Origin of the sequence: Vibrio sp. D417a (genome assembly GCF_030248595.1) — a bacterium.
In the GTDB taxonomy this organism is placed as follows: domain Bacteria; phylum Pseudomonadota; class Gammaproteobacteria; order Enterobacterales; family Vibrionaceae; genus Vibrio; species Vibrio alginolyticus.
In genome coordinates this window covers 35,641-47,613 of the sequence record NZ_JAHGAM010000020.1, presented here as the reverse complement: position 1 = coordinate 47,613, position 11,973 = coordinate 35,641, and the positions used below count along the sequence as shown (strand labels likewise).

The window sequence follows — 11,973 nt, the reverse complement described above, 5'->3', positions numbered from 1 at the left end:
TTGGGTCTTCCTACTTACTTATGTCTGCCCGAATAGGTTGAGCAGTTCTGCTTTAGCTTGTTGATGGAGGGGATCTGAATGCCATTTCTGGTGCTGAATAAGGTCAACATTGACTTGCCAAGCCAGTTTTGTGAAATCATCCCCAACTTTTTCTAATGTATTAGGTGAATACGCGACTAAATGCTGTGGTAGAAAGCACCAACCAAACCCTTTATTCGCCAATTCCAACAAAATATAGTAGTTATCAGCGTACCAGATATCTGGGCTAAATGCTTGATTGAGGCCACATGGCTCTGCACTTTTGGATCGTATGACCAATTGACGATGTTGTTTTAATTGATCAATGTGAGTGATTTTCTGCTTTGCTAAAGGATGTGTTGAAGAAACATAGACATCAAATGCAATATTGCCAAGATTGGTGAAATCGATGTGCCTTGGCATTTGTAAATCACTCAAAATAATCCCAGTCGTGGCGCGTTCCGACTTAACCAATTCAATGATATCAGGGCTTGATGCCGTTAAGCATTCAACTTGTAAGTGTGGAAAGCGTTGCTCTAACTTCTTTAGCACATCCGGCAAGCGAGTCAGAGGAATCCCTTCATCAATAGCTAAGACTAATTTGTTCGTTGGCGTGGAAAAGAGCTGTGATGCCCTATTGTTTAGGCGGTCGAGTTGGCTGATTGTTGCTTGTGCATAAGGTACGAGCGCGAGGCCATTCTCAGTTAATTTAGGGTACCTGCCTGATCGATCGAAAAGCTCAACGCCACAGTCGATCTCCATATTCATGATGTGCTGGCTAACTACAGATTGAGCTCGCCCCAGTTTTCTAGCTGCTCCTGAAAATGATCCTGCTTCTGATGTAGCAATGAAAGCTTGCAGTTGTTCGATGGTAAACATATCGCTTAAACCGATGGTATCTAACTTTTGGTTATCTAAATAATAGATAAAATTCTAAGCATTGAGTAGAACTATTTGGACAGAGAAATATGACTCGTAACGAACGAATTTTTCATGCAGTACTTTTTGAGTTAATCGCACTCGCGATTATTGTACCAGCGGCTTCATTGATCACTGGAAAGGGTTCTAGTGATCTCGCGTTGGTTGGGGTCGGGTTGAGCATGTATACCGTGATATGGAACTACATCTACAACTTGTATTTTGATAAGTGGTTTGGTGACAATCGAGCTGAGCGAAGTTTAGCGATGCGGCTTGGACACACTATTGGTTTCGAGGGAGGATTGATCTTTATCTCTCTACCTGTGATTGCCTGGTTCTTAGAAATTACGCTTCTTCAAGCTCTAATGCTGGAAGCCGGCTTCCTCGTTTTCTTCCTATTTTATGCCACTGGTTTTAACTGGTTGTATGACAAGGTTCAACCATTTAGCAAAATGAAAAAGCGATTATTGCCACAGGCATCGACAGGAAAAATATAGGACTAAAAAACGCCACCGAGTTCGGTGGCGTTTTTTGTTCAAATTACACAGACAAAACTCTTAAAATCTTATCTGCATGTTCTGCAACTTCAATGCCTTCGTCTGTTAGATAACCACCGTCAGGCTGTGTACAAAGTTGCTTCTTATATAGACGAGCAACGGCTGCCTGCATTTCTTCTGACGCGTCTGTATGAACTTTAATACCAGTTGCAGCACTACTTAGGTCGAACTGAAGAAGTAGATTCAATTCGGCGATATGTTCAGCTGAATATTTCATAAATGATTCCTTTGCGCTTTTTTTACCAAGCTAGTCTGAAAAGTAGCGTTGGGCAACATTCAACGACAAGAAGTGTTAAGTATGGCGCTATCAGGCTGATATAACGCAGGATCTTTGTTCGAAAGGTCGAATACTTGTTAAGTATCAATGATACTTACGGTAGCGAATGATAGGCGCTATTTATTGCTTTATCTCCCAATAACAACGATTTTAGTAAACACGCCAAATAGCACTTGAAAAAATAGGGAAATAGAGCGATTATCCGCGCCTCTTTAAATGTTTCTAAATGTTACACCAGAATGAACTTTAATCAGTTTGACTCACTATTACCGCCACAAGCTGCGGAACGCGCGGCTGAAGTGGGGGTAGGCAAAGCAACGAAAGCTCCAATCAAATCTTTTCTGCTCGCCATTTCTGCGGGGCTTCATATTGGTATTGCTTTCATCTTCTATACCACAGTAACGACAGGCGCAGGCGAGCTGCCTTGGGGCATTACACGACTCATTGGTGGTCTGGCATTTAGCCTTGGTTTGATTTTGGTGGTGGTTACTGGCGGCGAGCTTTTCACTAGCTCTGTGCTGACACTAGTTGCGCGTGCGAGTGGAAAAATCTCTTGGCAAGCACTTATCAAAAACTGGTTGGTGGTTTATTTTGGCAATATGGTTGGGGCCATTTTGCTCGTGGCCTGTATGCTAGTTACCAAGCAATATATGTTTGATCATGGCCAAGTTGGTCTCAACGCGATGGCGATCTCCCAACACAAATTACATCATGGTTTCTTTGCTGCTGTTGCGCTTGGCATCATGTGTAACGTATTAGTTTGTATTGCAGTTTGGATGACGTTTAGTGGGCGAACATTGACAGATAAAATAGCGGTCATGATTTTGCCTGTGGCTATGTTCGTGTCGGCAGGTTTTGAGCACTGTATTGCGAATATGTTCCAAGTACCTATGGCGATTGGTATTAAGTACTTTGCGCCAGAAGCGTTTTGGCAAATGACAGGGGCAGATATTGCAAACTACGCGGACTTAAACATGATGGGGTTCATCGTAAACAACCTAATTCCTGTTACGATAGGAAACATTATTGGTGGTGGCGTATTTGTTGGCATGTGGTATTGGATGATTTATCTACGCGATGAAGATAACCATTTGCGATAAGTTTAGAAGATCACAAGAAAGGCGAACCAGATGGTTCGCCTTTCTTTTTACTTGTCTCTGCAAGTGTCAAATAAGTCGAGTCATGCTAAATCAACTCTTCGTTGATGCCAAAATCGGTTGGGAGCCAATGAGAAGTTACTTCCTTTGGTTCTTGAACGAGCCAATCCAGAGGTGCATCGGACAGGAGTTCATCGTAATTTTCTTTGATCATTAAGACATCCATGTACGTCTCTCCAAGTTTGTGGTCACTGCCTTTACTTTAAAATTAGAACATGTCAGTCACGTGATCAATGCATGAAGATTAGATTGATCACTTATGTTGCTATGTTTCTGGTTGCGTATGGGTTTTGGGGGCTTATCCACATTTTCTGTGGATAACCTGTATCAAAGATCGTGCGTATCTAAACTTGCAAAGAAAATTTCATAAAATTAGAGGCTTATATCAAAAAGAATTCTGCCTGACTTTTCATCTGAAAGCGTCTTGATGAGTGCTCGAAGAATAGTTGAGTTATTCAGTTATAAGTACGTTCGACTTGGCAACACAAGTTGTTTAACGGGCTTTACCCACAAGCGCCAACTAACCGTGAGTTTTGGTCGATTCGGGTTGCTCGATTTTTATCTTGATTCGGCCTTCTTTGGTTTGTACCCAGCGCAATGTCATTTCTAACGTTATGGTTACGGAGGCACTCAACATAACGAAAATAGCCAGCATAATTACTAACTGGTATTTAATCGCAACCATCGGGCTCGCGCCACCTAGAATTTGACCGGTCATCATACCCGGTAAGGTAACCAGCCCTGTAGTGGCCATAGAAGCTAAAGTCGGGGCAAGGGACTTTCTAAGAGCCTCCTGAATGAAGGGGAAGGATGCGTAGCGAGGAGAGGCTCCAAGTGAGATTGCAGCCTCATATTCTGCTTGTCTCTGCTCAAAAGCCGTAAACAAATTCTGAAGAGCGATGATATTACTACTCAAGCTGTTACCCAATAACATACCAGCAAGTGGGATCATGTACTGCGCATTGTAAATAGGGGATGGTTGCACTAAGCCTGCTGTAATTGCTATCAGAAGTGGTATTAGACCACAGGTAAGGCCCGTTAGTAGCGGAAGCATAAGTGGCTTTTTAGGTAAGTGAGCTTTTCCCGCAATTGAGCTGGCACCAATCAGTAGCATGATGGCAAGCCAAAGTATATTGACAAGTAAGCTGTTTAATTGAAAAAGATATTCTAAATACACGCCAATCAATATGAGCTGAAGTGTCATTCGGATAACACTGATTATCGTGTCTTTTGCTATCCCTAATTTGTAGCGGGCATTGATAAAAAAGGGGACCAATAAAATCAAACCAAACAGTGCCAGTTTGACCCAGCTTATATCCACCACGTTATCCATAATCGCTCCTTGAAAGTACGCGAATAATTGTATCTAAGCCTCTCCTTTATATGAACCACTACGTGCACTTTTTGCTGTTCTTAAAGTAAATCTTGAGTGCTATTTTCGACATTAATACGCAGCATTTTGTTTACAAACGGTTATCTTTTTCGGAGTTTTTAAGTCGATTTATGGCATGGTAATTACGATTTAAATGTGATCGATGTTTCTTAAATGTTGGTTATTTAACAACTCCTTAAAAGACTTATTTTGTCACATCTGTTCATGTTTTTTAATAAATAACATCAATCCATCATATCTCTGGATGAGCTCAAAAAAGTGTTGAATTACAAGGTCTGAGGTCGCTTATTTGATTGAACCCTACTATTAGTATGGTCTAACATTTTCCATTAGAGATTGTAAAAAACTTAAGCTTGGTTACGCGGGCTTTTCAATAACACTAGATACAAAATAGGCAAATGTATGAGTGATGTTAATAAAATTGAGAGTGGTGAAAAACGCTCCCTGGAGTGGAAGTCGTTCCTCTTCATTGCAGTTGTTCTCTTCCCAATTCTGAGTGTGGCCTTTGTTGGCGGCTACGGGTTCATCGTTTGGATGTTGCAAGTCTTCTTCTTTGGGCCTCCAGGCGCACACGGCATGTAAGCCAGTGCGCTCATAACCACACTTTTGAAAAGATTTTAAGAGAGCAAATAATGAAATCATTAATCATTAAACTGTGGCGTACCATGACGCGCCCAGCTGTACATATCAGCCTAGGTGTGCTGACTATGGGCGGCTTTATTGCTGGTGTTATCTTTTGGGGTGGCTTTAACACCGCTCTAGAAGCAACCAACACAGAAGAATTCTGTATTAGTTGTCACACAATGCGTGACAACGTATACGTTGAGCTACAAGAAACGGTGCACTGGAAAAACCACTCTGGTGTTCGTGCTACCTGTCCTGATTGTCACGTTCCACATAACTGGACAGATAAGATCGCTCGTAAGATGCAAGCTTCTAAAGAAGTATTTGCACAAGTATTTGGCAACTACGACGAACCGGGTGTGTTCGAAGAGCGTCGTATCGAACTTGCTAAACACGAATGGGATCGTTTCTCGGCAAACAAATCTCTGGAGTGTAAAAACTGTCACAACTATGAATCGATGGATTTCGAGCAAATGTCTCCTACGGCTCGTATCCAAATGAAGCAAGCCGCTGAGAAAGATCAAAGCTGTGTTGACTGTCACAAGGGTATTGCGCACAACCTACCAGCAGGCATGGACAGCATTGGCGGTATCGTGGGTGATCTAGAGGGTATGACTTCTAACACGGATTACGGCGTTGGTCAGCAACTCGTGAGCGTTCGTCACCTACCAATTTACTTTGATGCGCAAGGCAGTAAAGAAGCTGGTCTTCTTAATCCTGCATCGACTGTTAAAGTTCTTGAAGACAAAGGCGAGTTTGTTGAGATCGAAATTGACGGTTGGCGCAAAGCAAAAGGTTTTGGTCGTGTAATTCAAGAAGACTTCGGTAAGAACATTGCGACTGCGTCTCTGATGAAAGAAGCAGCAACAGACAGCAACATTGTGACGACTGGTGAGAAAAAAGTGGATGAGCTAACAGGCCTTCCTTGGGAAAAAGTAGCGGCGAAAGTATGGATTAAGAAAGAGTCTATGCTGAACGACATCAATCCTGTTTGGGAAAAATCTCGTGAAGCCTACAAGACCAATTGTTCTGTATGTCACACTCAACCTGCGGAAGCGCACTTCGACGCGAACACCTGGCCAGGTATGTTCGACGGTATGTTGGCGTTCGTTAACCTAGATACAGACAGTGAAGCACTGATCTTGAAGTATCTACAGAAACACTCTTCAGATTATGCTGAAGGTCACCACTAATAAGCGTCGGATTGGAGTAATTTTAAATGGCTATTACACGAAGAAGTTTTCTTAAAGGTGTAGCAACCACAAGTGCAGCGTCAGTAATTGGTCCTAGCTTATTGGCGTCCGCCTCTGCAAATGCCGTTGAGACGACAGGTACTTGGAAAGTAACCGGTTCTCACTGGGGCGCGTTCCGCGCCCACATCTACGCGGGTAAAGTTCAAGAGATCAAGCCGCTAGAGCTAGACAAAAACCCAACAGAAATGTTGAACGGCATTAAGGGTATTATCTACAGCCCTTCACGTGTTCGTTACCCAATGGTTCGTCTAGATTGGTTGAAGAAACATAAATACAGCGCAGATACTCGCGGTAACAACCGTTTCATCCGAGTAACTTGGGATGAAGCGCTAGACTTGTTCTACCGTGAGCTAGAGCGTATTCAAAAAGACTACGGCCCATGGGCGCTGCATGCAGGTCAAACAGGTTGGAACCAAACGGGTTCATTTAACAACTGTACTGCGCACATGCAACGTGCAGTAGGTATGCATGGCAACTTCATCACTAAAGTAGGTGACTACTCGACGGGTGCAGGTCAAACCATTATGCCGTACGTGCTAGGCTCAACCGAAGTTTATGCACAAGGTACGTCTTGGTCTGAGATCCTAGAAAACTCTGACAACATCGTTCTTTGGGCTAACGACCCAGTGAAAAACCTTCAAGTAGGTTGGAACTGTGAAACGCATGAGTCGTTTAAGTACCTTGCACAACTAAAAGAAAAAGTGGCGAAAGGTGAGATCAACGTTCTATCTGTAGACCCAGTGAAGAACAAAACTCAGCGCTACTTAGAGAACGATCACTTGTACATCAACCCGCTGACAGACGTAGCGTTCATGCTCGCTGTGGCACACGTGTTGTACAACGAAAACCTGTACGATAAGAAGTTCATTGATACTTACTGTCTCGGCTTTGAAGAGTTCATTCAATACGTTCAAGGTAAGACAAAAGACAAAGTAGAGAAGACGCCTGAATGGGCAGCAGCGATTTGTGGCGTGAAAGCGGACAAGATTCGTGAATTCGCACGCATGCTAGTCAGCGGTCGTACACAGATCCTGATGGGTTGGTGTATCCAGCGTCAAGAGCACGGTGAGCAGCCATACTGGGCAGCGGCTGTGGTTGCTGCAATGGTTGGTCAAATCGGTCTACCTGGTGGTGGTATCTCTTACGGTCACCATTACTCAAGTATCGGTGTGCCTTCTACTGGTTTCGCGGGCCCTGGTGGTTTCCCTCGTAACCTTGACCAAGGTATGAAACCGAAGTGGGACAACAACGACTTTAACGGCTACAGTCGTACTATCCCAGTTGCACGTTGGATCGACTGTCTGCTAGAACCTGGCAAAGAGATCAACTACAACGGCGGTAAAGTGAAACTGCCAGACTTCAAGATGATGGTTATCTCGGGTTGTAACCCATGGCACCACCATCAAGATCGTAACCGCATGAAGAAAGCGTTCCGCAAACTTCAAACGGTTGTAACGATCGAGTTTGCTTGGACTGCGACATGTCGTTTCTCAGATATCGTTCTACCGGCGTGTACGCAATGGGAACGTAACGACATCGACGTATACGGTTCATACTCGAACAAAGGTCTGATTGCGATGCATCGCCTAGTTGATCCATTGTTCCAATCTAAGCCTGACTTCCAAATCATGAGTGAACTAACTCAGCGTTTTGGTCGCCGCGAAGAATACACTCGTGGTATGAGCGAGATGGAATGGATCGAAAGCCTTTACAACGATTGTAAAAAAGCGAACGAAGGTAAGTTTGAAATGCCAGAATTCAACGAGTTCTGGGAGAAGAGCGTACTAGACTTCGGTGAAGGTAAACCTTGGGTTCGTCATGCGGACTTCCGTAAAGACCCTGAGCTTAACCCATTAGGTACACCGTCTGGCTTCATCGAGATTACATCACGCAAGATCGGCCGTTACGGTTACGAACACTGTCAAGAGCACCCAATGTGGTTCGAAAAATCAGAGCGTTCACACGGTGGTCCTGGTTCAGATAAATACCCATTCTGGTTGCAGTCTTGCCACCCTGATAAGCGTCTTCACTCTCAGATGTGTGAGTCTGAAGAGTTCCGCGCGACTTACGCGGTACAAGGTCGTGAGCCGGTTTACATCAACCCAGCGGATGCCAAAGCAAAAGGTATCAAAGATGGTGATTTGGTACGTGTATTCAACGGTCGTGGTCAGCTGTTAGCCGGTGCTGTTTTGACTGACAGCTACCCACGTGGCGTTATTCGTATCGAAGAAGGTGCATGGTACGGTCCTCTAAACGAGAAAGAAGGCGCAATCTGTACCTACGGTGATCCTAACACGCTAACGCAAGACATCGGTTCTTCTGAGCTTGCACAGGCGACTTCTGCGAACACATGTATCGTAGACTTCGAGAAGTTCACAGGTAAAGTGCCGCCAGTCACTTCATTTGGTGGTCCGATCGAAGTTGCTTAATTAGTGCAGTTTGCATAAATCGAAATACCAGCCTCAGGGCTGGTATTTTTTTATCAAGATTTCAGTGAGCGTTGTCTCAATAGTAACTTCATAACGTTAAACGAGACTGGTATTCGTGATGATGGTAACGAATTGGGTGAGACAAGCAGGAGATAATGCGCCAAGCTAAACAATAATAATTAAGTGAGTAGACCCTTTATGGCTCAGAGCATTCAATTAGCAAATCACACTGAGATCACTGTGAATAACAATGACTCCCAAGTTGAAGTCAAGGGTAATCAATTACATTTTTCTTTTGCCGGTCTTCACAATAAAACCTTTACCGACCGTGAAGTGTTATTCGAAATGCCGTTTTTGTACGAGCACGAGGCCAACGTAATTGGGGATGGTTTTCAAATGTTGGCGCAAACGGCGGGAACGATCAATCACCCCGTTGATATTGGTCGCTGCCCAGACAATAATCCTTCTTATCGAATCTACCCTAAAGATGCCCCTAAGCGTTATTACAACTATTTAGTGGTGGAAGGTTCAGCGGGCTACACATTATTTGGCTTCACATCATGTCATCGCTTTGCAGGCTATTTTGATGTTGTGCTGCGTGATGGGCATTGGGTTTTATCAGCCGCAATTGATGGTGAGTTGACTCAAGTGGCGGATTGGGAAAGTAATCAACTTGAGTCCGTGGCGGTACTCTGCGGTCAATCACTGTCCGAGCTTTATCAAACCTATGGCGAGATGATTGCAGAGCATCATCCTGTTCGCCAAGGTGTGACACAAGATGCGCCTGTTGGTTGGTGTTCGTGGTACGCGTACTACGCAGACGTGACAGAGCAAAACATCATGCAGAACGTAGATTGTATGCAAGATAAGCTCGAAGACCTAGAGTGGGTACTTCTGGATGATGGCTATCAAGCCTTTATGGGCGATTGGTTAACCCCATCAGATAAGTTTTCTGGTGGCGTAAAAGAGCTCATTCATAACATCCGTGCAAAAGGAAAAAAGCCGGCAATTTGGATGGCGCCTTTCATTGCACAGCCTGAGTCGGAGATCTTCAAACAGCATCCAGAGTGGTTTGTTCGCCACAAGGATGGTGGCTTACTTAAAGCAGAAGATGTCACATACGGTGGTTGGCGATGCACGCCTTGGTACATACTCGATACCTCAAACCCAGAAGTACAAGACCATCTGACGCATGTAGTCTCTGTCATGAGACAAGAGTGGGGCGTTGAGTTGTTCAAGCTAGACGCGAACTATTGGGGCACCTTAAAAGGTGTTCGTAAACAATCTGGTATTACAGGCGTTGAGGCGTATCGCTTAGGAATGGAAGCGATTGCCAAAGGCGCTGGTGATGCGTGGCTTTTAGGTTGCAACGCGCCAATGTGGCCATCTCTGGGGCTTGTGGATGCAATGCGTGTTTCTGACGATGTAGAGCGTCATAGTCGTCGATTCGAACAGATAGCCAAAGAAACCTTTTACCGTAGTTGGCAGCATCGAAAATTGTGGCAAATTGACCCGGATTGCGCCACGTTCACTTCATTAGCTAATCAATCTGCATCCAGAGAAGAGTATGAATTTCATCGCACGGTGTTATTAGCGAGTGGTGGTTTGCTGCTGTCTGGTGACCCGCTCCCTGAGATTACGCCGTTTGCTAAGAAGACACTGTCTAAGCTCATGTTACGTCAACAACGTAACCAGCAATCTGCAAAGTTTACCGCTTTGAGTTTAAATCACGCGTTTTTAAAACTAACGACGAAGAATGACCTCCATTGTTTGTTTAATTATGCGAGTTACGGAGCGATGGAATTTACGCTGACGTCTGATCAACCGGTGGACTGGTATGATTACTGGACAGGGGAAAAGCTAAACCAAGAACCTTGCCAGTTGTTAATGGTGAGCGTGGATAAAGGGCTCAATGCGAAAGCGATCGTTACAGCATAAAACGTGAAGTAAATCGCCTAATACCAAGATCAAGAAAGGAGCCTATTGCGGCTCCTTTCTCGTTTGATGCTCTGAGCGTTAGAACTCGAGTAAAAAGTAATACCCGTATCCAACAATAAACGCAGGAATGGACGAGTAAATAGTCGCGACCAAAGCAGCTTTCGGTGCCATTGCAATAGCGGGGAATAGGGCGTCACCATCGTTAGAAATCGCATTGGCCAGTTGCGCAGAAAGTGGCGCTGCACCAGAAATGTATAGGCTAGTGACTAAAATTTGCGGTCCACAACCAGGCAACATACCAATGGCTAGGCCAGCTAATGGCATCCAAATTCCCCAATGAGAAAAGGTTTCTACAAGGTCGAGTCCAGAAAAATAGGTCGTCAGTTCAAACGCCAGAAACGCCACGATCACCCAAGCACTGACGAAATTCGTATCTTGTGCTGCTTTTTGAATCGGGTGTGAGTCCACGATTTTTTCATCTTCAGAGACCGTTGACTGATAATCGCCGAGCTCTTTTGTCATAGCCCACAACGACATTGTGATCACCGCGAAGATAGCGCCCAGCCATTCAATGGTATTGGCCTGCAAAGACAACAGCTGATTAATATCGATTTGGAAAGACATTAACACAGCAACGACACTAGCAGGCACAATAAGCCATTTCCAAAATGCGCCTTGTAGATTGATTGCACGTTGTTCAAGGGGTGTGTGTCGGTCTGTCTGGTGTTGGCAACAAGCATGTGTCTGAGGTGCTTCTTTTGGTTCTGGTCGCAGAAAGTTATCAGCATGAAAAGCATTAACGACTAACCCTGAAAGAGTACCCACGATAATGCCTAATCCAACCACGCCTAATCCAACACTTGGTTTGGCGGCCAGAAGTAAAAAGGCAGCGTCACCCATTGTTGAAGTAAGTACCGCGACAATCGCACCAAATCCTACTCGGCCACTAATAAATTGCGTTGTCACAACAATAGCGCCACCACAGCCAGGCAAAGCACCCAACAAAGAAGCAAAGAAAACCTGATGATTACGCGAGCGATGATATAGCTCGGTAATTCGATTGGTTTTCGACATAAAGTTTGAAAGATAATGATAAATAGCCAATGTGGCAGCAACATAGCATGACACCGCCCAGAATGAGTCGGATAGCGTCTGTACGGCTACGTCACGTGTATTTTCATTGCCTAGCAAAATGAGCATGACGATAGGGATCAGCAATCGCTTATAAGCTAAACGAAACTGAGTAGGCTGAAACAACTGTTGTGCAGAGTGTAATAATTGGGTCGCGTTCATCGTTTACTCAAATGCAAATAGGAATAATTATCATTATATGTAAATGAGATTTATTCGCAATAGCATTGTGAACTTTTCTTCGTGTCAAACTCTCTGAAATCAGGTAAAGTATCGGC

At 44.3% G+C, this 11,973-nt stretch carries 11 protein-coding genes; 6 read left to right on the top strand and 5 right to left on the bottom strand.

Translation table 11 applies throughout. From position 1 onward, the window contains the following. Positions 1-18: 18 nt before the first annotated feature. Positions 19-897: a LysR family transcriptional regulator gene (locus tag KI742_RS19165; RefSeq protein ID WP_137281859.1), complete on the bottom strand. Its 879-nt coding sequence runs from the start codon at positions 895-897 to the stop codon at positions 19-21. Between the two features lie 89 nt (positions 898-986). Here KI742_RS19165 and KI742_RS19160 point away from each other — a divergent pair, with 89 nt between their 5' ends. After that, complete coding sequence (locus KI742_RS19160; RefSeq protein WP_042522041.1) at positions 987-1,433, top strand: PACE efflux transporter; 447 nt, start codon at positions 987-989, stop codon at positions 1,431-1,433. Between the two features lie 43 nt (positions 1,434-1,476). Here KI742_RS19160 and KI742_RS19155 read toward each other — a convergent pair whose 3' ends face one another. Beyond that, a complete protein-coding gene (locus KI742_RS19155; RefSeq protein ID WP_005387662.1) occupies positions 1,477-1,710 on the bottom strand; it encodes a TIGR02647 family protein in 234 nt (77 codons plus the stop codon). Positions 1,711-2,009: 299 nt separating this feature from the next. Here KI742_RS19155 and focA point away from each other — a divergent pair, with 299 nt between their 5' ends. Next, positions 2,010-2,870 carry a formate transporter FocA gene (gene focA, locus KI742_RS19150; RefSeq protein WP_005378146.1) on the top strand — a complete coding sequence of 287 codons (861 nt, stop codon included), beginning with the start codon at positions 2,010-2,012 and terminating at the stop codon, positions 2,868-2,870. Positions 2,871-2,955: 85 nt separating this feature from the next. Here the strand turns inward: focA and KI742_RS19145 are convergent, their stop codons facing one another. After that, complete coding sequence (locus tag KI742_RS19145) at positions 2,956-3,093, bottom strand: hypothetical protein (protein ID WP_005378145.1); 138 nt, start codon at positions 3,091-3,093, stop codon at positions 2,956-2,958. Positions 3,094-3,447: 354 nt separating this feature from the next. Then, positions 3,448-4,260 carry an ABC transporter permease gene (locus tag KI742_RS19140; protein WP_017634681.1) on the bottom strand — a complete coding sequence of 271 codons (813 nt, stop codon included), beginning with the start codon at positions 4,258-4,260 and terminating at the stop codon, positions 3,448-3,450. 462 nt (positions 4,261-4,722) lie between these two features. On the opposite strand from KI742_RS19140, the gene torE reads away from it, so the two are divergent. The 4 genes from torE to KI742_RS19120 all read left to right on the top strand — a co-directional run bounded on the left by torE (position 4,723) and on the right by KI742_RS19120 (position 10,564). Then, on the top strand, positions 4,723-4,902 hold the full coding sequence (torE, locus tag KI742_RS19135; RefSeq protein WP_005378141.1) for a trimethylamine N-oxide reductase system protein TorE: 180 nt from the start codon (positions 4,723-4,725) through the stop codon (positions 4,900-4,902). A 50-nt stretch (positions 4,903-4,952) separates the two neighbouring features. Next, positions 4,953-6,137 (top strand): pentaheme c-type cytochrome TorC, encoded by a 1,185-nt coding sequence (gene torC, locus KI742_RS19130; RefSeq protein ID WP_005378139.1) that lies wholly within the window; start codon positions 4,953-4,955, stop codon positions 6,135-6,137. Between the two features lie 26 nt (positions 6,138-6,163). After that, on the top strand, positions 6,164-8,626 hold the full coding sequence (torA, locus tag KI742_RS19125; RefSeq protein WP_005378138.1) for a trimethylamine-N-oxide reductase TorA: 2,463 nt from the start codon (positions 6,164-6,166) through the stop codon (positions 8,624-8,626). 198 nt (positions 8,627-8,824) lie between these two features. Then, positions 8,825-10,564 carry a glycoside hydrolase family 36 protein gene (locus KI742_RS19120; RefSeq protein ID WP_213898130.1) on the top strand — a complete coding sequence of 580 codons (1,740 nt, stop codon included), beginning with the start codon at positions 8,825-8,827 and terminating at the stop codon, positions 10,562-10,564. 78 nt (positions 10,565-10,642) lie between these two features. Here KI742_RS19120 and KI742_RS19115 read toward each other — a convergent pair whose 3' ends face one another. Then, positions 10,643-11,857 (bottom strand): putative manganese transporter, encoded by a 1,215-nt coding sequence (locus KI742_RS19115; RefSeq protein WP_285386250.1) that lies wholly within the window; start codon positions 11,855-11,857, stop codon positions 10,643-10,645. Positions 11,858-11,973: the final 116 nt, after the last annotated feature.